The organism is Plantactinospora alkalitolerans, assembly GCF_015690345.1.
Taxonomy (GTDB): domain Bacteria; phylum Actinomycetota; class Actinomycetes; order Mycobacteriales; family Micromonosporaceae; genus Plantactinospora; species Plantactinospora alkalitolerans.
In genome coordinates, this window is sequence record NZ_JADPUN010000405.1 from 1 (window position 1) to 25,835 (window position 25,835).

Below are 25,835 nucleotides of genomic sequence, written 5' to 3' on the forward strand. Positions count from 1 at the left end.
GGCGAGTCGGCCGGGCGGGGACCGGCTCGCCCGCCCTCGGCGGCGGGATGATCTCGACCGTCGATCGTGGCAGTGATACATTGACGTTCATCTCTGCTCTTGATGAACGACCGTGCCTCTACGGCGGCAGATCGGTCCAGCTGGAGGTGTGGCAATGAGGAATCGCCTTCTCGTCGCGGGTGCGGCCCTGGTCGTCGGGTTGAGCGGTGCCGGGTTCGCTGTCGCCGGTACGACGCCACAGGGCGGTCCCGGGGTGCTGGCGGCCGGTGAATTCGACTTCAGCCGCCCGCAGACCGTCGCCACCAACCTGGTGGCGCCGTGGGGGCTCGCCTTCCTACCCGACGGCAGTGCGCTGGTCGCCGAACGGGACAGCGCCCGGGTGATGCAGATCCGGCCGGGGCAGACGCCGCAACAGGTGGCGACGATCTCCGGTGTGACACCCGGTGGCGAGGCCGGTCTGCTCGGCCTGGCCATCTCGCCGACCTACGCCTCGGACCGCTACGTCTACGCGTACTTCACCGCCAGCGGTGACAACCGGATCGTGCGGTTCCGGCTCGACGCCCCGCAGACCCAGACGCCGATCCTCACCGGGCTGGCCAAGGCCAACTTCCACGACGGCGGCCGGATCGCCTTCGGTCCCGACGGGATGCTCTACGCGGGCGTCGGCGACGCGGGCGTGACCGCCAACGCGCAGAACGCGCAGAGTCGCAACGGAAAGATCCTGCGGATGCGGCCGGACGGCAGCGCCCCCTCCGACAACCCGACCGCCGGCTCGCTGGTCTACAGCCTCGGCCACCGCAACGTGCAGGGGCTCGCCTGGGACAGCCAGGGCCGGCTCTACGCCAGCGAGTTCGGGCAGAACACCTGGGACGAGGTCAACTACATCGTGCCCGGCGGCAACTACGGCTGGCCGACGGTGGAGGGCCGAGGCAACGATCCCCGGTTCCGGAACCCGATCGTCACCTGGACGACGGCCGAGGCCTCGCCGAGCGGCGCCACGATCGACGGCAACGTGCTGTTCGTCGCCGCGCTGCGGGGCACCCGGCTCTGGCAGGTTCCGTTGACCGGCGACGGTAACGCCGGCACCCCGGTCGCCCAGCTCAACGGCCAGTACGGCCGACTCCGTACGGTCGAGCGGGCTCCGGACGGCTCGCTCTGGGTAGCCACCAGCAACCGCGACGGCCGGGGCTCGCCGGCCGCGACCGACGACCGGGTGCTGCGGTTCCTGCCGACCGGGGCGACGCCGACGGCCAACCCGACCACCACCCGACCGCCGACCACGTCCCCGACGGTCACGCCGACCGTCGCCCCGACGACCACACCGCCCGTCGTGCCGACGACGACCCCACCGCCGAGCAGTGGCGCGTGTACCGCGACGTACCGGCAGACCAACCAGTGGCAGGGTGGCTTCCAGGCTGACGTGACGGTCCGGAACAACGGCACCGCGACGCTGAACGGCTGGACCGTGCGGTGGACCTTCGCCAACGGACAGACGATCAGCCAGCTCTGGAGCGGCACGTTGACCGCCAGCGGGTCCTCGATCACGGTCCGGAACGTGAGCTACAACGGGTCGCTCGGGCCCAACGCCTCGACCACCTTCGGCTTCAACGGCAGTTGGAACGGGACCAACACCGCGCCGACGAACCTCACCTGCACCAGTCCCTGAGCCGGAACCCGTTCCGCCGGCCGCCCGACACCGCACCGGAGTCGGGCGGCCGGCGGTTTCTCCACGGCCCGCTCGGCAGGGTGGCCGGTCAGCCCGGCGGTACCGGAAGTAGTTCGGGCCGGGGCTGGCGGATCGGGGTCAGCGTCGCGACGGCGGCGATGGCGAGGCAGACCACGCCGGCGGTCAGGCAGACCGGCGCGGTGCCGTACCGGGCCACGGCGACGGTCAGCACCGCCGCGCCGAGTGGGCCGAGCGCCGAGTGCAGGGTCCAGAACGCCGAGGTGACCCGGCCGAGCAGCTGGTCGGGGGTCACCTGCTGGCGCAGCGACATGGAGCAGATTCCGGCGGTGGCGGTGCAGAACGCGTACCCGGTAACGAAGACCGCGAGCGCCGGCACGCTTCCGGACAGTCCGGCCCCGGCGATGGCCAGCCCGGCGACGGCGTACGCGCCGATCCAGCAGGTGCCGAAGCCGAGCCGGCGGCGGACCGGTGCGACCAGCAACGCGGCGACGACGGTGCCCGCCGCGGCGGCGGCCAGTACGTAGCCGACGTCGCCGTCCGGCCGACCCAGGTCGTGTTTGACGTGGTAGATGAAGATGTCGGTCAGCCCGATGGTCAGGAAGGTCAGAAACGACAGCAGGACGGTCAGCGTGCGCAGCACCGGATGCCGCCACAGGAACCGCACTCCCACCAGCAGGTTCGTCCAATCGCCCCGGACGGCCGTGCTGCCACCTCGCCCGTCGACCGGGGTCACGGCCGGTGCGCGGAGCCGGACGAGACAGAGGCCGAGCGCGGCGACGGCGAAGGTGCCCGCGTCGACGCCGATCGCGGCGGTCGGCCCGAGCGCGGCGGAGAGGACCCCGGCCAGCAGCGGACCCGCCAGGCCAGCCGCCGCGTAACTGGCGTAGAGCTGACCGTTCGCCCTGGTCACCTGGCCGGGGTCGACCAGGCGCGGTACGGCGGCGACGTAACCGACCTGGAAGATCATCCCGATCGCGGCGCAGGCCGGTGCGATCAGGTAGAGCAGCCAGAGCTGTGGCGAGACGAGCCAGACCAGCGGGATGAGGGCGTACCCGACCGCGCGGGCCAGGTCGCAGCAGATCAGCAGCATCCGCCGGTCGACCCGGTCAACAAGGAATCCGGCGAAGATCCCGGCCACGATCGTCGCCGCGCCGGCCAGGCCGGTCAGCAGGCCCATCCGGGCGACGGATCCGGTCGCGTGCAGCACCAGCAGCGGCACGGCGACGAGCGAGAACGAGTCCCCGAGCGCGGAGAGGGTCTGTCCGGACCAGAAGAGCGGAAAGTCACGTCCGCGCCACAGCGGCGCGGCCTCCTGCTCGGCCGGACCGGCCGTCGGCTGCGGCTTTGTGGCGGTCACCTGCCCGAGCTGGCCGAGCGCGGCATCCCGCGCAGGGTCTGCACGACCCACTCCTCGACCCGGTCCCGGTGCAGCCCCAGGTCGATCAGCACCCGGGCGCCCGGCTCGGTCTCCTCGCTGAGCAGGCCGAGCAGGATGTGCTCGGTGCCGACGTAGTTGTGGCCGAGTCGCAGCGCCTCCTGGAAGGTCCGGTCCCGGACCCGTTTCGCCTCCGGGGAGAAGGGCAGATGTGCCGGGCTCGACTCGCCGGACGGGCCGAGGAGCGCGACCGTCCGCTCCCGTACGGCGTCGGCGGGCACGCCCAGCGCCTCGATCGCCCGGCAGGCGAGCCCGGCCGGCTCGTGCAGCATGCCGAGCAGCAGATGCTCGGTGCCGACCTGACCGGCGCCGAACCGCCGGGCCTCCTCCTGCGCCTTGACGACCACGTTGCGGGCCCGGTCGGTGAACCGGGCGAAGGCACTGGCCGGAACCGTTGCGTCCTGATCGGACCGCTTGGCCACGAATCGTTTCTGCACGGCCTGTTTGGTCACGCCCATGCTCTGCCCGATGTCGGTCCAGGAGGCGCCGGCCCGGCGGGCCTGGTCGACGAAGTGCCCGACCAGATGGTCGGCCAGCTCGCCGAGGTATTCGGACACCAGGACGGCGTCCGACAGCCGGTCCAGGGCGTCGCCCTCGGGGTGCTGCCGGCGTACGTACTCGATGAGGTCGTCGAGGCGGACCGGAAGTTCCTCCATGCGTCAACCGTAGGTTGACGGAGCCATGATCGTCAACCCCTGGTTGACGATCATGGGGAAGTCACGCCGTGGTTGACGCTGCCGAAGGAATCACGCCGTGGTTGACGCTGCCGAAGGAATCACGCCGTGGTTGACGCTGCCGAAGGAATCACGCCGGCACGACGGGCGAGCGGCGTGCCGGCCGGGCGCCGACCGCGCCGTCGGCCGCCTCCTGCAGCCCACGGAGCGCGAGCCGGTCCGCCCGCTCGTTCTCGGGGTGCCCGGCATGGCCCTTGACCCAGTGCCACCGCACCTCGTGCTGGTTGGCGGCTGCCTCCAACCGCTGCCACAGGTCGGCGTTCTTGACCGGCTGCTTCGCGGCGGTCAGCCAGCCGTTGCGCTTCCAGTTCAGCATCCACTTCGTGATTCCGTCGCGGACGTACGTGCTGTCGGTGTGCATCCGCACCGACACCGGACGGGTCAGGCTCTCCAGCGCCTGGATCGCCGCCATCAACTCCATCCGGTTGTTGGTGGTCTCGCCCGCCTCGCCGCCGCAGATCTCCCGCTCCCGGTCGCCGTACCGCAGCACCGCGCCCCAGCCGCCCGGCCCGGGATTGCCACTGCACGCGCCGTCGGTGTAGATGTCCACGCCCTGCGGCGCCGTCTGGTCTGTCACCCCGGCAAGATACCGAGTACGCCGCCCCCACGGGCACGGACCCGCGCCCCGCCGAACAGGATTCGGACCGAATCCCGCCCGTACGTCCCCAACGGTCATGATCAGTGAGCGTTCGGCTCGCCAGAGCGAGCCGAACGTTACGTGGTCATGGGAGAGGCATGCCGGGGGCGCTCAGTCGGGTGGATTGTCGGACGGGTGGTGGCTGCGCCAGCAGACGCGGGTTGGCCGGGTGCCGGTGGTGGCGTACTCCAGGGCGGCGTCGTGGACGGCGGCAGGGGAGACGGCGGCGCGATGCGGGCCGCAGTGGACCGGCTCGCCGCCGTAATCGAACTCGATTTCCCGCACCTCGGTCGGCCACGGCGGCAACTCCCGCTCGTAGCCGAGGCCGTGGCCGGGACCGAGCCAGAGCAGGAAGTCCCGGGTCGGATGCCCGATCCCGAGTTGCAACGAGGGCAGAGCGTACAGCTCGCTCAGTGAGAAATCCGGTTCCAGGAACCTCGGCGGATACAACCCGACTACCTGCGGGCCGACCGGCAGCGCCGTCAGGTCGGTGAGCATCGCGTCGAGTTCCGCGACCCCGTCGACCACCCGCCAGTGGCCCCGACCCCAGACCAGTGCGACCATCACGAGTCGTCTGGATCAGCCGCGGTGCCGGTGTTGCCGCCCGGTCTGGCCGGCTTCGGCAGGTCGTCGAGCCGACCGGCGAGGACCAGCCGTTCGTATGCCCACCGCCAGTCGTCACACCGACTCCGGCCACACCGCACGCACATTCCCGATTCCGGATCGTTCGCGTGCGCCAGCATCGTGTCCCGGAAATGCGCCGCCATCTCGTCCGACCCCCGCACCGCCGCCGACACCCGTTCGACCGGGCGATCCGTCATCGACGATCACCCCGCCATCGGGCATCGCAGGCCCGGGTGTTGCGGGTCTGCCAGTTCCGTGGCGCTACCTTCACCCGATCCGCGTCGTCCCGGGCCACCCGCGCGTCGCTACGGAGCAATTCCACCTCGTCGGCGATCCGGAGCAGGAAGGCGTACACCTCGTCCGGGTCGAGACCGCGCCGCCACGACCGCCGCCCGAACCTCGCGGCCCGGATGTCCGCCGAGGTCATTCCCGGATACACCGCGCTCACCGCCGACCACCACCATTCGGCGGTACGCCCACAGGCACCCCAACCGCAGCACCACCCGACCCCGCCCTCCGGGCGGCTCCCGTACACCTCATCCGTGTCCCTTTCGAACGTCGACTTCCCGAAGAGCTCGGCACCGAGGCGGGCGGGGTCGGCAAGCACGCCGTACAACGAGGAGCCGGTGGCCACAGCACCCGCCCCGGGCCATGACACCAGCCTCTTCATTCCCGGATGTCGGAGACAGAGCACCGGCGAGGGACCGGGGTAGGGCGGATGTTGCATCGATCTTCCCGAACTGCTAACTGTGTAGAGCCAATTCATCACCACCAGCGACGAGGGGGCCGCCGGGTGGCATTGAAGCGAAAGCAATTCGTCCAACGTCGCAAGGCACTCGGCTACACCCAGGAATCCCTTGCCGAAGAACTCGGCGTCGACCGGACCACCGTTGTGCGGTGGGAACGCGGCGACAGCGAACCGCAGCCCTGGATACGCAAACGGCTGGCCATTGCCCTCGATGTGTCATTGGACGAGTTGGATGTTCTGATCTCGGAAATCGTCGCCACCACCCTGGACAACTCCCCACCTGTCGGGGTTACGGTGGCGAAGGGGATCGATGAGCGAGGTGACACCACGGACCGACGGACCTTCGCGATCAGCGCCGCACTGACGGCCCTCGGCGTCGTCGGTCCGGCACGTGACGTGTTCGCCTCCGCCGAGGTGCCCCGCACGATCGGCCTGGAGCAGGTGAAGCTCGCCGCCTCCCTGGTCGACCGCCTTCGCCTCGCCGATGCGGCGGTGGGGGCGAACGAACTGTGTGACCTGGCCATGGGCGTGCATCAGCGGCTCTCGACCCTGGCGACCCACTCCTCCTACGGTCGCGAGGTCGGGGAGGCGCTGCAAGCCACGCTCGCCGATCTGGCGAACGAGATCGGTTGGCTGACGATCGACGCGGAACGCCGTGCGGAGTCCCGCCGGTACCTGCACGAGGCGATCAGCCGGGCACGCATCATCGACGATCCCCGGAAGGAGGCCCGCGCCCTCGCCTGCCTGGCGCTGTTCACGAGGGAGAAGCAGCCGAAGGAGTCGCTCCAGTGCGTCGAGGCCGCCCAGCGTGTCTCGGCCGGTTGGGCCACGCCCCGGCTCCGGGCGCTGCTGCACCTGCGGGCCGCGCACGCCTACGCCCACCAGCAGGACGCCGACGCCTTCGGTCGCGAGGTGAGCAAGGCACTGACCCACCTCGACAGGGGCACGCACGAGGACGACCTGCCCGTCCTGGCCTTCGTGACGGAGCGGGAGGCACGCGCCTCCCAAGGGTTGGCGTACCTGGCCCTCGGGCGTCCCGACCGGGCCGCCGCGATGTTCCGGGCCAATACCGCAGCCTCGCCGACCCCGGGCCACGAGCGGAACGACGTTGCAGATCGGGTGCTGTTGGCCGAGGCCGTGCGCCGTCAGCACGACGCGGGTCAGGCCGCCGAGATCGCACTCGCCGTCCTGCCGAGCGTGGCCGCGCTCCAGTCCCGGCGGACGGCGGCGTGGCTGGCCGAGGTCAGGGCGGGTATCGGGCGGGAGCGTAGCCGTAGTCCGAAGGTCCGGGCCTTCGTCGAGGCGTACGACCAGACCACCGCCGGATAACCGACGAAGTCTTGGCGTAGCGGGCGCCGTCTCTCAGAACTCGCATTGAATCAGCTCGATATCTCCGGGCCTCCACCGCGTCCCGAAGGCCGTGGCCGGGGACCGGACGGCGGGTCACGCCCCGGTCCGGTCCCGGGGCCAGGCCGTCTCTTCCGTGCTCGCCGAGGGCTTTCCGGAGTGGGTGTGGCGGACTACAGTGCGAGCAACTTTCATGTCCTGGGGGTGGTGGATGGCGTTCACCTGGGGCGTCTCGACGTCTGCGTACCAGATCGAGGGCGGGGTGACCGAGGGCGGTCGCGGGCCGTCGATCTGGGACACGTTCACCCACGAGCCGGGTCGGGTGGTCGACGGCAGCACCGGCGACGTGGCCTGCGACCACTGGAACCGGTACGGCGAGGACGTCGAGTTGATGGCCGACCTGGGCGTCTCCGCGTACCGCTTCTCCGTCGCCTGGCCACGCATCCAGCCGGACGGCACCGGCCCGGCCAACCCGTCCGGCATCGCGTTCTACGACCGGCTCACGGACGCCCTGCTGGAAAAGGGCATCGACCCGGTCCTGACGCTCTTCCACTGGGACCTTCCGCAGGCACTCGAAGACCGGGGCGGGTGGCGCAGTCGGGACACCGCGTACCGCTTCGCCGATTACGCCGGACTCGTCGGAGCGGCGCTCGGCGACCGGATCCGGCTCTGGATCACGCTCAACGAGCCGTTCATCCACATGACCCTCGGGTACGGCACCGGCGAGCACGCCCCCGGCCATCCGTACCTCTTCGGCGCGCTGCCGGTCGCCCACCATCAACTGCTGGGCCACGGCCTGGCGGTCGCCGCGCTGCGGGATCGGGGCGCCGCCGCCGTGGGCATCACCAACAACTACACGCCGGTCTGGCCGCAGGGTGGTACCGAGGCCGACCTGGCCGCCGCGGCGACGTACGACGCCCTGCACAACCGGCTGTTCACCGATCCGCTGCTCGGCCGGGGCTACCCCGAGATCGGGCTCGATCCGACGATCGTCCGGGACGGCGACCTCGACCTCATCGCCGCGCCGCTCGACGCGTTGGGCGTCAACTACTACAACCCCACCGGAATACGGGCACCATCGTCTCCGGACAGCCCGCTCCCGTTCGACCTCGTGCCGCTGGACGGCTACCCGACGACCGGCTTCGGCTGGCCGGTAGTACCGGACGGGCTGCGGGAACTGCTCGTCGGCCTTCGGCAGGAGTACGGCGAGGCCCTTCCACCCATCCACGTGACCGAGAGCGGCTGCGCGTACGACGGCATCGACGACCCGCAGCGGGTGGCCTATCTGGAGGGTCACGTTCAGGCCGTACGGTCGGCGATGGAGGCGGGCGTCGACGTGCGCGGCTACTTCGTCTGGTCGCTGCTGGACAACTTCGAGTGGGCGGAGGGCTTCACCAAGCGGTTCGGGCTGGTACACGTCGACTTCGCCACGCAGGTGCGCACGCCGAAGACCTCGTACACCTGGTACCGGGATCTCATCAGAGCCGACCGATGAGGGTCGACAGTCCGCTGCCGGCGGCGCTCACCGAACCCGCCGTACCGGTTCGGCGTGGCTGGATCGTGCTGTTCTTCAGCGCGAACCTCGGCGTCTGGATGGCGTTCTTCACGCCGATCCAGGTCCTGCTGCCCACCCAGGTCGAGTTGATCGACCCGGCGAACAAGGAGGCCATGTTCGGCCTCGTGACCGGCCTCGGCGCCCTCGCGGCCGTGGTGGCCAACCCGCTCGTCGGCGCGCTCTCCGACCGTACCTGCCTGCGGATCGGCGACCGCGAGTACGGCCGGCGGCACGTCTGGACGCTGCTCAGCGCGGTTCTCGGCGCGGTGTCGCTGGCGATCCTCGGCCAGCAGCGCACGATCGGTGGCGTCGCGGTGTGCTGGGTGGTCGCCCAGATCTGCTTCAACGCCGCGCTCGCCACGCTGACCGCCGCCATTCCCGACCGGGTACCGGTGGAGCAGCGTGGCCGGGTCTCCGGGTGGGTGGGTATCCCGCAGTCGCTCGGCCTCGTCGTCGGGGCGGTCCTGGTCACCGCCGTGTTCACCGGAAATGTTGCCGGTTACCTGGCCGTGGCGGCGGCCGTACTGGTCCTGGCCCTGCCGTTCGCCCTGGTCACCCCCGATGACGTCCTGCCGCGTACGCACCAGCCGCCGCTTCGACCGCGCGCCCTGCTCAGGAGCATGTGGATCAGCCCGCGCGAGCATCCCGACTTCGCCTGGGCCTGGGGCACCCGCTTCCTGGTCCAGGTCGGCAACGCGCTCGGCACGCTCTACCTGCTCTACTTCCTCACCGACGGAGTGAAGTACGCCGACCCCGAGGGCGGCCTGCTCGTCCTCATCCTGATCTACACCGCCGGCATGATGACCACCGCGGTCACCGCCGGCCGGCTGTCGGACCGGTCCGGCCGCCGGAAGATCTTCGTCATCTGGTCCGGCGTGATCATGGCGGTGGCGGCGCTGCTGCTCGCGATCTGGCCGTCGTGGCCGATGGCGATGGTCGCGGCGGTACTGCTCGGCGCCGGGTACGGGGTCTACCTCGCCGTGGACGCCGCACTGATCACGCAGGTGCTCCCACGGGCGACCGACCGGGCGAAGGACCTGGGCGTGATCAACATCGCGAACTCGGCTCCCCAGGTGCTCGGGCCGGCGTTGTCCGCCCCGATCGTCGTCCACCTCGGCGGCTACCCGACCCTGTACGCCCTGACCGCCGTGGTCACCCTCCTCGGCAGCGTGTTCGTGGTGCGGATCCGCTCGGTCCGGTGACCGTACGTGTGCGTCGTGCCCGCGTTCCGGCCGTGGCCGCTGACGTTCCGGCCGTGGCCGCTGACGTTCCGGCCGTGGCCGCTGACGCTCCGGCCGTGGCCGCCGGATGTCGAGGTCAGGCGTTGCGGGGTGCCACCAGGCCGGATTCGTAGGCGAGGATCACGAGTTGGGCGCGGTCACGGGCACGGAGCTTCGTCATGGCCCGGTTCACGTGGGTCTTCGCGGTGGATGTGCTGATCACCATGCGGGTGGCGATCTCGTCGTTGGACAGGCCCTGCGCGACGAGCGTGACGGCCTCGCGCTCGCGGGTGGTCAGCTCCTCCAACTCCGTGCCGGTACGCGGGTGGAGCGGCTCGGTGACGTACCGGTCGATCAACTTGCGGGTGATCGACGGCGCGAGCAGGGCGTCGCCGCGCGCGGCGACCCGCACCGCGTGCAGGAGGTCTTCCGGCACGATGTCCTTGACGAGGAATCCGGCGGCCCCGGCGCGCAGCGCGTTGAAGACGTACTCGTCCAAGCCGTAGTTGGTCAGGATGACGACGTGCACCCGGGCCAGGGCCGGGTCCGCGGCGATCTGCCGGGTCGCTTCGATGCCGTCCATGACCGGCATCTGGATGTCGATCAGCGCGATGTCCGGCAGGTGTTTCCTGGCGAGCGCCAGACCGTCCTTGCCGTCGGCGGCCTCGGCCACCACCTCGATGTCGTCTTCGACGTCGAGGAGCGCGCGGAATCCGCTGCGCAGCAGCGGTTGGTCGTCGACCAGCAGGACTCGGATCATGACGTTCGGCCCACCGGAAGTTCGGCCTGGACGGTGAAGCCGCCCTCGCCGCGCGGTTCCGCGCGCAGGCGACCGCCGAGGGCCGTGACGCGTTCCCGCATCCCGAGCAGCCCGACGCCGGGGATCGGGGTGGTGTCCGGCGTGGCCCTGCCGTCGTCGTCGACCCGGATCGCGAGGGCGTCGGGACGATAGTCGATCCGGACCGACGCGGTAGCGGCGGCGGCGTGCCGGGCGACGTTGGTGAGCGACTCCTGCACGATTCGGTAGGCGGTGCGGTCCACCGCGGCCGGCACGTCGGGCCGCTGTCCCTCGACCGTCAGCGTCGCGTCCAGACCGGTCGCACGGGCGCGTTCCACCAGTTCCGGAACGTGGTCGAGACCATGCGGCGGGGGTTCGCCGTCGTCGCGCAGCGCCTCCAGGGTCGCTCGTAGTTCCCGGGTCGCCTCACGACCGGCCTCCCGGATCGCCAGCAGGGCCTCCGGTACCTGTTCACCACGTCGCTGGGCCAGATGGACGACGACCTCGGCCTGCACCTTGATGATCGAGATCTGGTGGGTGAGCGAATCGTGCAGTTCCCGCGCGATGTGCAGCCGCTCCTCGTCGGCGCGACGCCGCGCGGTCTCCTCCCGGGTGCGCTCGGCTTCGTCCGCCCGCCGCTCGGCCTGCCGCAGTGCCTCACCCGCCGCGCCCGCGGCGATCAGCCAGGCCAGTTCGAGGGCGCCTCGGGCCTGGGCGAACGCCTCGCCGACGGGCCAGTCGTGCGGAGAAGCCAGGCCGGCGAGCGGAAGAGCGGCCAGGGCCGCGAGCGGAAGAGCGGCCAGCATGGCCACCGAGCACGCCACCGTGACGGCCCGGTGTCCCGCCCGCATGGCGGCGTACACCGCGAACAGGTATGCGACGGCCGGCACGTCGAAGCCGATCGCCTGGTAGCCCACCGCGCAGAGCCCGGTGACGGCCAGGACGGGAACCGGGGCCCGGCGACGGGCGGCCAGCGCCAGGCCGCCGACCGCCAACAGCGGGTAACCGAGCGGTTCGAGATCCGTGTGGGGATGCTCCCCGGACAGCCCGGCGATCAGCAGGGTGGCCGCCACGAGGACGGCGATCAACCAGTCGCTGACACCGGCCCGGACACCGGGCCGTCCGGTACTCATGCGCGCACCCTAGCTGTCGGCCGCGCTCGGCGAGTCCTGCTGGCGGACGAGCACCTGGCTACCACGCACGCGGTACGTTCGCCCTCGTTTGCCGCATCCGGGCCCGAACCGGCGGCGTTCGCCCTGGTCAGGCCGAGTCTCGCTGGCGGTGGGTGAAACGATCACCGAGGTGGGCGACGAAGGCGCCTACGTCGGCCTGCTCGTGGAACATCCCAGCGTCCTGGTCGTCGATACCGACCCGGCGGACTGGCTGGCCCTCGCCGGCCTGGCCCGGGACCTCGAACGGGTCGACGCCGCCGCGGCGTTGCTGCTGGCGGTCGACTCCGACGGGTACGTGCTGACGGGGGAGCCGGCGGTGTACGGCAACCCCGACGAGATGCCCGTCATTGCGATCTAGTGCCGCCTACGGTTGTCTTCGCCCTTCTTCCTGAAGGTGCAGATCCCGCCGGTTCTGCGGTGGTGAGTTGGTGTGCACGATCTCGCCGCCGCGCGGAAGCGGGTGGTGGGGTGGTCAGCGCCCGGTCCATGGGAGTAGTTCCGGCGGAGCCCCGGCGATTTGGGGATCTTCGGCCAGGACGCTGTGCGGATCGAATGGCCATCCGGGTTCACCGAGTTCGCGGGTGAACAGGAAGAACAGAAACTGCCAGAGGTTCGAGGCGACGACGTGCTCGAGGCGGTCGGGATCGGCCGTCATGTCCACGAAGGCGACGAAGCCGGCCAGTTGGCCGGTGGTGGTCAGCAGGTAGTAGTTGCCACAGCCGTCACCGGCCACCGGCAGCCAGTTCCGGGCCCGCCACTGCGGGTGCCAGGCGAGATGGGCGGCGATATCCGCGGTCTCGCGGTCGGGTCGCGCACCGAAAACTCCGCCGGGCCCGATCGCTTCGCCTTTGCAGAGTCGAAGCCACGCGGCCAGCTCGCCGGGCAGGGGGATGCCCAGACGGAGGGTCAGGTCGTTCAGTTCATGATCGGTGGCTCCGCCCGGGTAGGGCTGTTCCGGAGCCCGGGGAACCTGGTGCAGCAGCCGGGTAACGCGTTCGGACAGGTCACCAGCGGGCATCGGATCATCGTGCCACGCCGGCCGTAGTTCGTGACCACCGCGATCGCGATGTCCTGACGATCTCTGCGCAGCCGGACGGTCGGTGGCGTCGGTCCGGCATTGATGATGATCTTCCGGTGTCTGTGCCTGCTGGGGGTAGGGCTGTCTTCCGGCTGGCACGTCGGGCGGGATGGCCGGTTGCGACTCCGTGGCGGACCGCGTGATTCCTGGACCATCGGCGAGCCGGCACCCGACTATTCAAATCCATAATGGACAATTATGGACAGACGGCGAGGTCGATCTCTGGTCACCGGCGATTTCCAGCCGACATATGCTGCATCTTTCCTGGTCAAAGGCCATTTTGTTGAACGGATTTGATCCGGCAACGACTGCCCGATACGCTGCCGCCGACCCAAATAATTCCACAGTGGAGAGTCATAATGTCCGTGGACAATATACGCCGGCTGGCCCAACTTCCGGTGACCCGCAAGCAACTTCTCTCGCTGGCGGCCGTGGCCGGACTCGGTGGAGCGGCGTTGCCCGCGTCGGCGCCGGTGAACGCTGCCGCCGAACGCTCCACCGTCATACGCGGCGGATATCTGATCACAATGGACTCTTCGCTGGGGAGCATCGCCCGTGGCGACGTCCTCATCATCGGCAGCACCATCGTCGGTGTCGGGCCCAACCTGTCCGTCCCGAGCGGCACCGAGGTCATCGACGCCAGCGGCATGATCGTCATGCCCGGTCTGATCGACAACCACCGGCACATGTGGGAAAGCCTCATCCGTGGCCGATCGGTCAACAGCACCTTCGGGCAGTACTTCACCGACGTGCCCTTCGGCGTCTCGACCCGGCTCACCGCCGACGACGTGTACTACGGCACGCTGCTGGGCGCGTACGAGGCCATCGACAGCGGCATCACGACAGTCCTCGACTGGGCGCACGGCACGAACACCAGAGCGCATGCGCTGGCCGGTATCCGTGCACTGACCGACTCCGGTATCCGCGCCGTCTACGCGTACGGCCCGCCGGCCTCCGCCACCGCGGCGGACAGCCCACCCAGCACCGACGACATCCTCGCCGCCAAGGCGCTGACCGACAACGCGCCGATGGTCGGGCTGGCGATCGGCACCCGTAACCCGGAAACCGCCACCGCGCAGGTCTGGCAGCGGATCCAGCAGGACATCCGCCTCGCCCAACAGTTGGGGGTGCCGGTGACCCTGCACGCCGGTCTACAACCGGTGGCGACCTACGCGCCCCGCATGCTCGACAGCGTGGGCCTGCTCAACGGAAACGTCACGTTCATCCACGGCAACCTGTTCACCTCGGCCGACCTTGCGCTCATCAAGTCCCGGGGAGCGCACCTGACCGCCTCGCCGCTCGTCGAGATGCAGATGGTGGGCCCGGACATCCTGCCGGCCAGTGTCGCGGCCGGTATCCGCCCGGCGGTCTCGGCCGACATCGTCGCGGCAAGCACCGGCGACCTGCTCGACAACCTTCGTGCCTCCATCGCCAGCCACCGGATGCTGGCCCAGCAGGCCGCGCTCAAGGCCGGCACCACCCTCTCCACCCTGCCGCCACCCGGGCTCCGCGACGTACTGTCCTACGTCACCACCAACCCGGCCGCCGCGCTGGGGATCACCTGGCAGGTCGGCAGCCTCTCGCCGGGCAAGCAGGCCGACGTCATCGTCATCGACTCGACCGACCTCAACCTGTTCCTCACCGACCCGCGTGACGCCGTGGTCCACGCGGCCCACCCCGGCAACATCTCCTGGGTGTTCGTGGCCGGCGAGGTCCGCAAACGGGCCGGAGAACTGGTCGCGGACCTGACCACCCTCCGCGCCAATGCGAAGGCCGCGCGGGACCGGCTCGGCTGACCTGGCACCCACCAGGCGGACAGCCCCGCGAACACCCGGCCGCACGGTGTCGAACCACGCTTCGGGCGGGAGCGGCCGTCCTCGCCGGACGACCGCTCCCGAAGAATGCACGGCCCACCCGTCCGTACGTGACGGATCAGGGGATCAGTACCACCTTGCCGCCGGCGTGGCCTTCGTCGAGAAGCCGGTGCGCGTCGGCGGCTCGCGCCAACTCGTACCGTGCGCCGACGGTGGTGCTGACCTCGCCCCTGGCCAGGCGGTCGGCGAAGGCGAAGAGGTCACCGGTGGAGCGCTCGCCCGCATTGGAGAAAGTGACACCGAGGCGGTAGGCATCGGGGTCGGCGATGGTGATGATGCGGTCGACGCCGCCGCGCAGCTCGATCGAGTCGGGGAGCGCGCCCTTGCCCGCGACGTCGAACACCGCGTCGACACCGTCCGGCGCGAGGGCGCGTACCCGGTCGACGAGCCCCGGGCCGTAGCCGGTCGGAACGGCGCCGAGAGCACGTACCCGATCCTGGTTCTTCTCGGCGGCGGTGCCGATGACGGTGACACCGCGGGCGACGGCGACCTGCACGGCGAGCTGCCCCACCGCGCCGCTCGCCCCGTGCACGAGCAGCGTTTCACCCGCCGTGACCTTGAGCTGGTTGAGCACCCGGTTGGCCGTATCCACCGCCACCGGCAAGGTTACCGCCGCCACGAAGTCCAGGTCGTCGGGAATCGGTGCCCAGGTGGTGCTGAGCGCGTATTCGGCGTACGACCCGGTCGGTGCGGCGGCCCAGCCCACGACCCGGTCACCGACCGCGACGCCGGTCACCCCGGCACCGAGCGCGTCCACCACCCCGGCGAGTTCGATGCCGGGTACGGCGGGCAGTGGGGTCGGAAAGAACTCCTCCATGGCACCGCTGCGGACCTTGCCGTCGAAGGGGTTCACCCCGGCGGCCTGGATCTGGACCCTGATCTGGTCCGGTCCGGGGGAGGGGAGTGGGACCTCGACGAGACGCAGCACCTCGGGACCGCCGAACGTGTCGAATGTGATGGCCTTCATCAGTCTCTCCTTGTGCCGGGCGGACGGACGTTCGGGAACGCCGGACCGAACCTGCGGCGTGCGGCGCTGGGGTTCCGTCATCGGCTCGAGGACAACCTCGCGGCGTGGAAGTCGGAGCGCGAACGACGCCGACCGGCCGGCCCCGGGTACAGGCTAGTCGGATTGGCGCCGGTGTGCCGCCGATGTCGGTTTGATCGGAGAGGTTGGTTGACCACCTGATCGAGTTCCGTCGATGATGTTGCTGGGTAAGGCGTCGGCCTCTTCCGAGCAGATCCGAGCAGAGAGGATCGCAATGGCTCTCACCCGACGCGGTTTCCTGGAAGCGTCGGCCGTCACGGCGGCCGGCGCACTGTGGACGCCGGGATCTGGCCGATCCGCATCCGCGCCACCGGACTTTCCGACCGACATACCCGTCTACCGCGAGACGTACCGCAACTGGGCCGGCGAGATCCAGGTCGACGGGATGTGGACCTGCGCACCCCGGACCCCGGCCGAGGTGGTCACCGTGACCAACTGGGCGTACGGGCACGGCTACGCGGTACGTCCCCGGGGTTACCGGCACACCTGGTCGCCGCTGACCGTGCCCGCCGGCGACGGCTCCGCCGGCCGCACTATCCTGGTCGACACCACGAAGCACCTGACCGGGATGACCGTCCTGTCGACCGGCCCGGCGGCTGCGGTACGCGTACAGACCGGCGCCTCGATGGAAGACCTCCTCGGCTTCCTGGAACAGCACGGGCTCGGCGTGACCAACACCCCCGCGCCCGGCGACCTCAGCGTCGGCGGCGTCCTCGCGATCAACGGCCACGGCACCTCGGTGCCGGCCGACGGCGAGACCCGGACGCCCGGCCACACCTACGGCTCGCTCAGTAACCTCGTCCTCTCGCTCAGCGCGGTGGTCTGGGACGCGGCGGCCGGCGGATACGTGCTGCGTACCTTCGACCGGTCGCATCCGGACTGCGCGGCGCTGCTCACCCACGTCGGTCGGGCGTTCCTCACCGAGGTGACGATGCGGGTCGGGGCGAACCAGAACCTCCGCTGCGTCAGCACGGTCGACATTCCCAACTCGGAGCTGTTCGCCCCGCCCGGCAGCGGGGCCCGGCGTACCCTGGCCAGCTACGTGGCGTCGGCGGGGCGGGTGGAGGCGATCTGGTTCGCCTTCACCGACAAGCCCTGGCTGAAGGTCTGGAGCGTGGCGCCGACCCGGCCGCTGACCTCCCGACCTGTCGTCGCGCCGTACAACTACGTCTTCTCCGACAACGTTCCCGAACCCGTCTCGGAGCTGGCCGAGTTGATGCTGAACGGCGCCTGGGCCCTCGCGCCGACGTTCGGTCAGGTGCAGTACACCACCGCCGCCACCGGGCTGACCGCCACTGTGACCACCGACCTGTGGGGACCGTCGAAGAACCTGCTGCTCTACGTCAAGGCGACCACCCTGCGGGAGACGGCGAACGGCTACGCGGTGCACACCAACCGGGGCTCGATCCAGCGGGTGGTCAGCGAGTTCGCCCAGTTCTACCAGCGGCAGCTCGCCGCGTACCAGAGCCGGGGCGAGTTCCCGGTCACCGGCCAGGTGGAGATCCGGGTTGCCGGGCTGGACCGGGCCGCCGATGTCGACGTACCCGGGGCGGAGCCGCCGGCCCTGTCCGCCGTCCGGCCCCGGGCGGACCACCCCGAGTGGGACACCGTGGTCTGGTTCGACGTCCTCACCTTCCCGACCGCTCCCCGGGCGCACGCGTTCTACCGCGAGATGGAGACGTTCTTCTTCACCAACTACCGCGGCGCGTACGCCGGCTGCCGGGTGGAGTGGTCGAAGGGCTGGGGGTACACCGACGAGGCCGCCTGGGCCGACCGGACCATGCTGACCCAGGTCGTTCCCGACTCGTACCGGCAGGGACCCGACCCGACCTGGAACCGGGCGGTGGCGACCCTCAACCGGTACGACCCGCACCGGCTGTTCAGCAACCCGTTCCTCGACGTACTGCTGCCCGGCACATCCTGACCGGGTGACCAGGTGCCCGGACGCCTCGCGGTTCAGCCGGGGATGCGTCGCCGGATCGTCGGCCGGGGAAACAGCATCGGCACCTCGCGCCGGTGCGCGGCGTACCCCGGCCGCCGGTCCAACGACCTCCGCTCCATCAGCGGAATCGTCGCCCCGACGAACAGCGTGAGTACGACGAGCGGGCCGGCCACCGTCCACCACCAGGTCGGGTCGGCGGCCAGTCCGAACAGCCACAGCCCCCACCAGAAGGCGATCTCACCGAGGTAGTTGGGATGCCGGGAGTACCGCCAGAGGCCCCGGTCGCAGATCCGGCCCCGGTTCGCCGGGTCGGCGGTGAACCGGCGTAGCTGGTCGTCGGCGATCGCCTCCAACCCGATCGCCCCGGCGGCGACCAGCACGGCGACCACGTCCAGCGGGCCGAGCGCGCGGTCACCGGCCACGGCGGGCCAGCCCGGCAGCAGCCCGGCGAAGACGACGAGCGTGGGCATCGACTGGATACCGCCGAGACTCACCAGCCACCACGGCAGCCGGCCCCGGGTCTGTGCCCGGAGCTGGCGGTAGCGCCAGTCCTCGTGCCGCAACCCAGACCAGCCACCTGCCCAGTTCGCGGTCAGCCGTAACGCCCACACCGTGACCAGCGCGGTCACCAGGAACTGGCGGAGCACGACCCCGTCGTCCGCCGACACGATCCAACCGATCATGATCAGCGGTGGCGCCACGCTCCAGTACGGGTCGTAGACGCTGGCGTTGCGCAGCACCATCGAGGCGGCGAAGACGAGCAGGGTCGCGACGACGTCCGCGTACAGGGCACCGGTCAGCGGATGCCGTGCTCCGGCGAGCAGCCAGGTCAGCACCCCGCCGAACCCGGCGACCAGGTAGATTCCGCCGACGACGCCGAGCGACACCGGCCGGGACACCTCGGCGAGGGCACCGCCGATCCGGTACGTCCGCATCCTGAGCACCTTACCGTCGGGCGGCCCGCTTTCGCCGTGCGCGGAATCCCTGGCCCGGCTCCCTCGATGGGTGGCTGAATAGGAGGGAGCGAGCGGCGCGACGGGGAGGGGTCCGATGGGGACGGTGCCGGCGTACGACGAGATCGCGGACTGGTACGAGCGGGACTTCCTCGGTGGACCGGCCACCGTCGACGACCCGCTCGGCATCGGCACGGCCCTACGGCTGCTGCTCGGCCCCGGTGCCGGTCCCTGCCTGGAACTCGGCTGCGGCACGGGCGCGTACGCCGCGCAGGTACGGGCGCTCGGTCGTACTCCGCTCGGCGTCGACCTCTCGGCGGGCATGCTGCGGCACGCCGCCGGGCGGCTGCCGGTGGCCCGGGCCGACGCCACCCGGCTGCCGGTCCGGGACGGTTCCGTTCCGGCGGCCGTTGCCGTGATGGTCCACACCGACATGCCCGACTACCCGGCGGTGCTGCGCGAGGCGGCCCGGGTGCTCGCCCCGGGCGGGGTCTTCGTGCACATCGGGGTGCACCCCTGCTTCTGCGGCGGCTTCGCCGACCACACCGACCGGGAGGCGGTGCTGATCCGCCCCGGCTACCTCGACACGTACTGGACGAAGGACTCGTGGACCGATCACGGGATCAGGGACAAGGTCGGCGCGGTGCACCGGCCCCTGCCTGCCCTGCTGCACGCGTTCCTCGATGCCGGCCTGACGCTGGAACGGTTCACCGAGGGTGGCGGGCCCACCCCGATAATGTTCGCCATCCGGGCCCGTCCACCGGACTGAGTTCCCGCCCGTCGACCGGCTCTGGACACCTGCGGGCGGGCGACCGTACCGGGGAACTCAGCCGGCCGCCGCCGCAGCGTCGGGCGGGCCGTCGAGGAGACGCAGTGCGGCTGCGTGCAGGGCGTCGCTCCGGGCGAACAGCGCCGGGCCGGGGCCGGGCCGGGTCCGGCCGTCGAACCCGCTGTACCGGCCACCGGCCTCGGTCACGATGAGCGAGGTGGCGGCGAAGTCCCACACCTGGCCACGGGTCTGCACGGCGAGGTCGAGTTCGCCCCGGGCGACGAGCAGTGCGGCGTGCCGGCGCCACGGGCTCGGGGACGTCACCGCGCAGAGCGGCGCGATCATCTCGCGTTCGGCGGGGAAGACCTGGTCGTCGACGGGTACCACGCCGAGCCGGCTGCCGGACAACCGCTCCGGCGCGGTCCGGTCGACGGAGATCTGGCGCTCGTCGCGTACGCCTCCCTCGGCGATGTCGGCCTCGTACGCGCCGCCGCCGCGCCCGGCCCACCAGATCTTCGCCTGCGCCGGAACCACTGCCACTCCGACGACGATCTCGCCGGCCTCCTCCAGCGCGACGAGGACCAGCCAGCGGTCGTCGCCGACGACGAACTGCGCGGTGCCGTCGATCGGGTCGACGATCCAGCGCCGGCTGGCCTGGCCGACCTGTCCCGCCTCCTCGCCGAGTACGGCGTCGTCGGGCCGGGCCTCCGTTAGGACCGCCCGGATCGCGGCCTCGACCGCCCGGTCGGCCTCGGTCACCACGCTGCCGTCCGACTTGTGCTCGGGGGAGAGCCGGGCGAGGTCCGCGAAGTACCGGAGGCCGACCGCGGCGCCGGCCAGGGCGGCACGCCGGGCCAGTAGAAGATCGTTTTCCACGGCCTCATCCTCGCCTGCGACCGGGCGCACCACCGGACCGGGGGTTCCACTCGGCCGACCGGCGCCGGTCGGATCAGCCGGCCCGGGTCGGCTGATCCGGGTCAGTTCACCGGCATCATCCGCAGGGCCAGCGCCGGACACATCCGCACCGCCTTGCGGGCGCCCGCCTCCAGCCAGGTCGGCACCGGCGTGGACGGGAACGACGGGAAGCCGTTGGCGTCCAGCCGCACGAACTCCGGCACCACGTGGGCGCAGAGGCCGTGCCCGTCGCAGCGGGACCAGTCCACCACCAGCTTCGACGTCGGAGCGTCCGCCGCCGACGGCAGGCCCAGCACGCCCTTCACCTTCCGGCCGCAACCGCCCCGGTTGGCGTGCGCGTCCAGGTCCTCGACGAAGACCTCCAGGGCCGAGGTGGCGAACCGGGCGGTTCCGTCCGGGTGGCTGCACGCTCCCCGGCCGCGTACCGCCCCCGCCGCCGCCCGGACCACCTCGGGCGCGGCGCTGCCCCCTACGATCAGGTCCAGCGTCCGGGCCAGGTCCGGCAGCCCGAGCCGGCACGGCCCGCACTGGCCGGCGGATTCCCCGGCCAGGTACGTCACCACCTGGGCGGCCTCGCCGAGCGGGCAGACGTCGGCGCCCAGCGGCATGATGATGCCGGCGCCGAGCGCGCCGCCGACCTTGGTGAACCCGGCCCGGGACACCTCGGCGGTGGCCGCTCCGTCAGCGGTGATCCACTTTCCGTGATAGCCGCCGGTGAGCACGCCCGGACCGGCCGGCGTCTCGCAGAGTTCCAGCACGTCACGGAGCGGGATACCGGTAGGGCACTCCACCACCGCCGGTCGGCCGGCGGCTCCGGTCACGGTCAGCAGGACCGTCCCGGGCTCGTCGGCGGTGCCGACCGTTCCGTACTCGTACGGGCCGAGCCGGGCCGCCAGCGCGAGTTGCGCGTACGTCTCGGCGTTGGAGAGCAGCGTCGGCAGGCCGCCCACCCCGGCGTCGCTGGCCCGCTGCTTGCGCCCCGGCGGGATGTGCGCCTCGCCGTTGATCCCGCGTACCAACGCGCCGCCCTCACCGGAGATGAACCGGTGTGGCACGGTGACGATGCCGGTCCGCACCGGCATCCGACGCTCGGCCAGGGCGGCGGTGAGCGAGGCCTCCCCGATGCCGTCGTCGGCGACACCGATCACGATCTCTTCCGCGTCCAGCGCGTACGCGGCGATCGCGGCGCCGTCCAGGATCAGGTGCGGGGCCCGGGTGAGCAGCGCCTTGTCCTTCCACGCGCCCGGCTCACCCTCGGTCGCGTTCACCACGACCACGGTCGGCAGGTCCTGCCGGTCCGCCGACTCGAGCACCGCCCGGATCTTGCGGCCGAACGGGAAGCCGGCGCCGCCCTTGCCCTTGAGTTCGATGCCTTCGACCAACCGGAGCAGACCCTTGGGGGAGAGCGGGTTGACGGCGCCGTGCACCATCTCGTGCGCGGTCAGGTCCAGCCTGCCGAACTCGTCGAATCCGGCGGTGAGCCGAGGCTCGCCGAAGCAGGCCACCGGCGGTACGGCGGTCAGGCTCACCGGGTTTCTCCCTTCAGGTTGGTCCAGTACGCCCCTTCCTCGGCCGCGTCGTCCGACTTCTTGCGGCGGGAGGACCGGCTGGGCGGTTCGCCGGACTTGCGGGACCGGCGGGACGCGATGTCGATCACGGCCGGCCGGTCGGCGTCATCGTCGTCGTCCCGACCCGCCGCCAGGTTGGGCTCGTACCGGGCGGCGCGACCCCACTCGGCCGTACTCTCCTCGGCGTCGTCGTCGACCTTGGCCCGTCGCCCGGCGCGCTCCGTGGCGGGTTCCTCGTCCGCCGCCCGGCGTCGCCGGCCGGACCTGGGGGTGCCGGTCGTCGCCGGCTCGTCGTCGGGCTCGCGCCAGGAGCGCCGTCCGGCGCCGTCGGTGTCGTACCGGGATCGCCGTTCCTCGTCGGCCACCGGCGGTCGCGGCTCGTCGCGGTCGGCGGCGCGGAGCGGCTCGTCCTCGTCCGCCGACGGCCGGCGGTACGCGGAGTCGTCCGAGCCGCGTCGCGGCCTGTCCCAGGGATCCTCCGGCTCGCCCGTCGCCCAGCGTCGCGGGCTGTCCCAGGGCAGTTCCGGGTCACTCGGCGGTGCGTCTGGTCCGGCACCGGTCGCCACGTCCCGTTCCAGTGGCACCTCGGGCACGGCGAACCGGTCCGACCGGCGGGGAGCCGAATCCGTCGTGTCGGACTCCCCGGCGCGGGCCCAGCTGTCGATGGCCGCCTCCGACCCGTTGTCGCGCAGGTCGTTGAGGCTCTCCCGGCGTCGGCGACCGACCCGGGTTCCCCGGTCGTCGTCGCGCCCGGTCGAGGTGTCCACGCCGTCGGCCCGGCCGATCCGGGTGTCCGGGTCGCTGCGGCGTCCGCCCATGGTGTCGTCGCTGCGGCCGATCCGGGTGTCCGGGTCGCTGCGGCGTCCGCCCATGGTGTCGTCGCTGCGGCGTCCGCCCATGGTGTCGTCGCTGCGGCGTCCGCCCATGGTGTCGTCGCTGCGGCCGATCCGGATGTCGGGGTCGCTCCGGCGACCGCTCATGGTGTCGTCGTCCCACCGGCTGTCCCGGCCGCTTCGTTGACTGTCCGTCGCACTCCGGTGACCACTCGTGACCGGGGAGCCCTGCCGGCTGGCCCGGATCTCGTCCGCCGTCCGACGTTTGGCGGGAGCCGTGCCGAGGCGGGTCCGGACCGGTCCGGCCGACCGGGCCGCCTTGCCGACCGGAGCCAACGAGCCGGTGCCCTGGCCCTGCTCCTCGCGCTTGCGACCCAGCGAGACCGAGAGCCGGATCAGCAGGGCACCCGCCACCAGGGCCACGCAGAGCAGGTAACTGACGGTCACCCAGGTGGCTGCGGCGCGGCCGGCCTGCAGGCCGTGCACCAGCGCGATCGGCCAGGCGGCGTACGACACGCTGTGCAGGGCACGCCACAGCCACGGCTTACCGATACCGGCGAACCGGACCCGGACCAGGCCGGTCCAGAGCACGCTCACCATGAGCACCCCGGCGACGGTGCCGAGTCCAACGTAGACACCGGCACCACTGACGAACGGCAGGAGCGCCTTGCTCGTGCTGATGTGTCCGGCGGTGATTTTGGTCAACACGTGCAGTACCAGGGCGATGACCGCGATGATTCCGAGGGACCGGTGCGCCGACTGGAGCAGGACCCGGTGTCGGATCAACAGGACGATCCGGTCGGTCGCCACCAGGCCGGCCATCACGGTCAGGCTCAGCGACACCAGGGTGACCGGTCCGGCGAAGAACACGATGAACACGAACATGTACGCGTTGATCAGACTGCCGATCGGGCTGAGCATCGCCGCAGCCCACAGGGCGGCCAACGCCGAGACAACGAGTACTGCGACCGCCCCCCTGGGCCGGGGTGTGCTACCCCGGCTGGTGAAGCTCTTGGGGATGCTGGCTCGCTGAATCTGCCTCGTCCGGGCCATACGCTCCTCGATCTCCGCCTCGGTGCCCACCACCGCGCCCCAGCTGACCACCCGTCGGCTCGACGAGCGCGGTCGCCTATTCTGCCCCGTCCCGATCGTGCCACTTTGGTCGGAGTCGCGCCGCCGACGCCTACTGCTGGCGGCCCGACCCACCACAGGTACGGAGAAACAGGCCGGGGGGATGAGTCCCGTGCCGATTATGTTTCACGATCGGTGGAGTTGGGTCCCCTCCGGGGTGGGCAATCCGGCGTCAACCGGTGAAGAGCTTCGCCGCGGTGATGACGGTCTGTACGACACCGTAGCCAAGCAGGACGGCGATCAGCAGCCACGAGATCCAGAGACGGGCGGACTGACCGTGCGGGTGCTCTGTCATCGTGCGGTGCTCCTTCCGGTACCGAGCGAGTCGTCGGTGTCGGCGTCGACATCGGGAGTAGTGCTGGAGTGGTCACCGACCGTCGTGGTCGGGTCGGGTCCGCCACCCGGGACGGCCGGCTCGTGGAAGCGTTCCGGTACGGGTCGGATCAGCAGGTTCGCGACGAATCCGATGGCCAGTACGCCGACCATGGTGAACAGCGCCGGCCGGTACGCGGACGCGGTGAGGGTGCCCGGCTTGCCCTGGGCGTCGAGGAACCCGTTGATGATCAGGGGCCCGGCGATGCCGGCGGCGGACCAGGCGGTCAGCAGTCGACCGTGGATCGCCCCTACCTGGTAGGTGCCGAACAGGTCCCGCAGGTAGGCGGGGACGGTGGCGAACCCTCCGCCGTAGAAGGACAGGATGACGCAGGCGAGCAGCACGAAGAGCGCGGTCGCGGTGGAGCCGATCAGGGCCAGCAGGGTGTAGAGCACCATGCCGACGCCGAGGTAGACCAGGTAGATCGGCTTACGTCCGAGAACGTCCGAGGTCGACGACCAGACGAACCTGCCCGCCATGTTGAACAGCGACAGCAGTCCGACGAAGCCGCCGGCCGCGGCGATGGTGACGGTCGACGTCCCGCCATCCCGGAAGAAGTCCTGGATCATCGGGCTGGCCTGTTCGAGGATCCCGATGCCGGCGGTGACGTTGCAGAATAGCACGATCCAGAGCAACCAGAACGAGCGGGTCCGGATGGCGTTCGTCGCCGAGACGTTCGCGGTGGTGACGAGCGGCTTGGCGGACACCGTGGCCGGATCGAAGCCGACCGGTCGCCACCCGGGCGCCGGCACCCGGACGTTGAACACCCCGAACATCATGATGGCGAAGTAGCCGACACCCAGCGTGACGAAGAGCCCCACCAGTGCCCCGCCGGAGGCGACCGAGGCGGAGTTCGACGGGTCGTAGCCGGGGTCGTAGAACGAGAGCAGTTGCCGGGACAGCGGGCTGGCCAGCATCGCGCCGCCACCGAAGCCCATGATGGCCAACCCCGTCGCGAGCCCGGGGCGGTCCGGGAACCATTTGATCAGCGTGGACACCGGTGAGATGTATCCGATGCCGAGCCCGATCCCGCCGAGGACGCCGTAACCGAGGTAGACCAGCCAGAGTTGCCCGGTCGCGATGCCGAGCGCGCCGACCAGGAATCCGGTCGCCCAGAAGCACGCGGAGACGAACATGGCCTTGCGCGGCCCGTTCGCCTCCACCCAGGTTCCGCCGACCGCCGCCGACAGCCCCAGCATCACGATGGCGATGCTGAAGATGACACCGATGGCCGTCTGGCTGGCGTCGAAGTGGGCGATCAGGGAGTTCTTGTAGACGCTGGTCGCGTACGCCTGACCGATGCAGAGGTGCACGGACAGTGCGGCCGGCGGAATCAGCCAGCGGCTGTACCCCGGTGCGGCGACGGTGTGCTGATGGTGGAGTGCGGACAGCAGCGGCACGGTCGTACCTCGCTTGC

22 protein-coding genes and 1 pseudogene are annotated in these 25,835 nt (G+C 71.0%); 8 read left to right on the forward strand and 15 right to left on the reverse strand.

The features are described 5' to 3' along the window. Positions 1-154: 154 nt before the first annotated feature. On the forward strand, positions 155-1,666 hold the full coding sequence (locus I0C86_RS39435) for a PQQ-dependent sugar dehydrogenase (protein WP_196206417.1): 1,512 nt from the start codon (positions 155-157) through the stop codon (positions 1,664-1,666). 88 nt (positions 1,667-1,754) lie between these two features. On the opposite strand, the gene I0C86_RS39440 is transcribed toward I0C86_RS39435, so the two are convergent. The 6 genes from I0C86_RS39440 to I0C86_RS39465 all read right to left on the reverse strand — a co-directional run bounded on the left by I0C86_RS39440 (position 1,755) and on the right by I0C86_RS39465 (position 5,787). Next, on the reverse strand, positions 1,755-3,044 hold the full coding sequence (locus tag I0C86_RS39440; protein WP_196206418.1) for an MFS transporter: 1,290 nt from the start codon (positions 3,042-3,044) through the stop codon (positions 1,755-1,757). Next, a complete protein-coding gene (locus I0C86_RS39445; RefSeq protein WP_196206419.1) occupies positions 3,041-3,778 on the reverse strand; it encodes a Clp protease N-terminal domain-containing protein in 738 nt (245 codons plus the stop codon). The genes I0C86_RS39440 and I0C86_RS39445 overlap by 4 nt, the downstream gene beginning before the upstream one ends. 148 nt (positions 3,779-3,926) lie before the next feature. Continuing rightward, positions 3,927-4,433 carry a ribonuclease HI gene (gene rnhA, locus I0C86_RS39450; RefSeq protein ID WP_323374137.1) on the reverse strand — a complete coding sequence of 169 codons (507 nt, stop codon included), beginning with the start codon at positions 4,431-4,433 and terminating at the stop codon, positions 3,927-3,929. A 171-nt stretch (positions 4,434-4,604) separates the two neighbouring features. Beyond that, the gene (locus I0C86_RS39455; protein ID WP_196206421.1) at positions 4,605-5,057 is read right to left on the reverse strand and encodes an Imm1 family immunity protein; all 453 of its coding nucleotides are present in this window, start codon (positions 5,055-5,057) and stop codon (positions 4,605-4,607) included. Beyond that, positions 5,057-5,314 (reverse strand): hypothetical protein, encoded by a 258-nt coding sequence (locus I0C86_RS39460; protein ID WP_196206422.1) that lies wholly within the window; start codon positions 5,312-5,314, stop codon positions 5,057-5,059. The genes I0C86_RS39455 and I0C86_RS39460 overlap by 1 nt, the downstream gene beginning before the upstream one ends. Next, positions 5,311-5,787, reverse strand: coding sequence for a DivIVA domain-containing protein (locus I0C86_RS39465; RefSeq protein ID WP_196206423.1), 477 nt, complete (start codon positions 5,785-5,787; stop codon positions 5,311-5,313). Before I0C86_RS39465 ends, I0C86_RS39460 begins: the two co-directional genes overlap by 4 nt. Positions 5,788-5,910: 123 nt before the next feature. Between I0C86_RS39465 and I0C86_RS44170 the strand changes: the two genes are divergently transcribed. From I0C86_RS44170 to I0C86_RS39480, 3 genes are all read left to right on the forward strand, one after another. After that, positions 5,911-7,194 carry a helix-turn-helix transcriptional regulator gene (locus I0C86_RS44170; RefSeq protein WP_323374138.1) on the forward strand — a complete coding sequence of 428 codons (1,284 nt, stop codon included), beginning with the start codon at positions 5,911-5,913 and terminating at the stop codon, positions 7,192-7,194. A 211-nt stretch (positions 7,195-7,405) separates the two neighbouring features. Then, positions 7,406-8,707 carry a GH1 family beta-glucosidase gene (locus tag I0C86_RS39475; RefSeq protein ID WP_196206424.1) on the forward strand — a complete coding sequence of 434 codons (1,302 nt, stop codon included), beginning with the start codon at positions 7,406-7,408 and terminating at the stop codon, positions 8,705-8,707. Next, positions 8,704-9,969, forward strand: coding sequence for an MFS transporter (locus I0C86_RS39480; RefSeq protein WP_196206425.1), 1,266 nt, complete (start codon positions 8,704-8,706; stop codon positions 9,967-9,969). The genes I0C86_RS39475 and I0C86_RS39480 overlap by 4 nt, the downstream gene beginning before the upstream one ends. Before the next feature lie 115 nt (positions 9,970-10,084). Here I0C86_RS39480 and I0C86_RS39485 read toward each other — a convergent pair whose 3' ends face one another. Together I0C86_RS39485 and I0C86_RS39490 are read right to left on the reverse strand one after the other, a co-directional pair. Next, entirely contained in the window at positions 10,085-10,747 is a 663-nt protein-coding gene (locus tag I0C86_RS39485) for a response regulator (RefSeq protein WP_196206426.1), read from the reverse strand. Next, positions 10,744-11,898 (reverse strand): sensor histidine kinase, encoded by a 1,155-nt coding sequence (locus I0C86_RS39490; RefSeq protein ID WP_196206427.1) that lies wholly within the window; start codon positions 11,896-11,898, stop codon positions 10,744-10,746. The genes I0C86_RS39485 and I0C86_RS39490 overlap by 4 nt, the downstream gene beginning before the upstream one ends. Positions 11,899-12,046: 148 nt before the next feature. On the opposite strand from I0C86_RS39490, the gene I0C86_RS39495 reads away from it, so the two are divergent. Continuing rightward, positions 12,047-12,295, forward strand: coding sequence for a hypothetical protein (locus tag I0C86_RS39495; protein ID WP_196206428.1), 249 nt, complete (start codon positions 12,047-12,049; stop codon positions 12,293-12,295). A 114-nt stretch (positions 12,296-12,409) separates the two neighbouring features. Here the strand turns inward: I0C86_RS39495 and I0C86_RS39500 are convergent, their stop codons facing one another. After that, a complete protein-coding gene (locus tag I0C86_RS39500; protein ID WP_196206429.1) occupies positions 12,410-12,955 on the reverse strand; it encodes an SMI1/KNR4 family protein in 546 nt (181 codons plus the stop codon). A 419-nt stretch (positions 12,956-13,374) separates the two neighbouring features. Here I0C86_RS39500 and I0C86_RS39505 point away from each other — a divergent pair, with 419 nt between their 5' ends. Next, positions 13,375-14,811 carry an amidohydrolase family protein gene (locus I0C86_RS39505; protein WP_196206430.1) on the forward strand — a complete coding sequence of 479 codons (1,437 nt, stop codon included), beginning with the start codon at positions 13,375-13,377 and terminating at the stop codon, positions 14,809-14,811. 136 nt (positions 14,812-14,947) lie between these two features. Here I0C86_RS39505 and I0C86_RS39510 read toward each other — a convergent pair whose 3' ends face one another. Next, positions 14,948-15,856: an NADP-dependent oxidoreductase gene (locus I0C86_RS39510; RefSeq protein WP_196206431.1), complete on the reverse strand. Its 909-nt coding sequence runs from the start codon at positions 15,854-15,856 to the stop codon at positions 14,948-14,950. A gap of 292 nt (positions 15,857-16,148) precedes the next feature. Between I0C86_RS39510 and I0C86_RS39515 the strand changes: the two genes are divergently transcribed. After that, positions 16,149-17,858 carry a cholesterol oxidase substrate-binding domain-containing protein gene (locus tag I0C86_RS39515; RefSeq protein WP_196206432.1) on the forward strand — a complete coding sequence of 570 codons (1,710 nt, stop codon included), beginning with the start codon at positions 16,149-16,151 and terminating at the stop codon, positions 17,856-17,858. A gap of 32 nt (positions 17,859-17,890) precedes the next feature. Here I0C86_RS39515 and I0C86_RS39520 read toward each other — a convergent pair whose 3' ends face one another. After that, complete coding sequence (locus I0C86_RS39520; RefSeq protein ID WP_196206433.1) at positions 17,891-18,811, reverse strand: DUF1295 domain-containing protein; 921 nt, start codon at positions 18,809-18,811, stop codon at positions 17,891-17,893. 115 nt (positions 18,812-18,926) lie between these two features. Here I0C86_RS39520 and I0C86_RS39525 point away from each other — a divergent pair, with 115 nt between their 5' ends. Further along, a complete protein-coding gene (locus I0C86_RS39525) occupies positions 18,927-19,598 on the forward strand; it encodes a class I SAM-dependent methyltransferase (protein ID WP_230395559.1) in 672 nt (223 codons plus the stop codon). Between the two features lie 57 nt (positions 19,599-19,655). On the opposite strand, the gene I0C86_RS39530 is transcribed toward I0C86_RS39525, so the two are convergent. The 4 genes and pseudogenes from I0C86_RS39530 to I0C86_RS39545 all read right to left on the reverse strand — a co-directional run bounded on the left by I0C86_RS39530 (position 19,656) and on the right by I0C86_RS39545 (position 25,812). Beyond that, positions 19,656-20,474: an inositol monophosphatase family protein gene (locus tag I0C86_RS39530; RefSeq protein ID WP_196206434.1), complete on the reverse strand. Its 819-nt coding sequence runs from the start codon at positions 20,472-20,474 to the stop codon at positions 19,656-19,658. Between the two features lie 101 nt (positions 20,475-20,575). Beyond that, entirely contained in the window at positions 20,576-22,042 is a 1,467-nt protein-coding gene (locus I0C86_RS39535) for an NADH-ubiquinone oxidoreductase-F iron-sulfur binding region domain-containing protein (RefSeq protein WP_196206435.1), read from the reverse strand. Then, a complete protein-coding gene (locus tag I0C86_RS39540) occupies positions 22,039-24,018 on the reverse strand; it encodes a hypothetical protein (protein ID WP_196206436.1) in 1,980 nt (659 codons plus the stop codon). Before I0C86_RS39540 ends, I0C86_RS39535 begins: the two co-directional genes overlap by 4 nt. A 199-nt stretch (positions 24,019-24,217) precedes the next feature. Then, positions 24,218-25,812 (reverse strand): annotated as a pseudogene (locus I0C86_RS39545) (OFA family MFS transporter). Between the last annotated feature and the right edge of the window lie 23 nt (positions 25,813-25,835).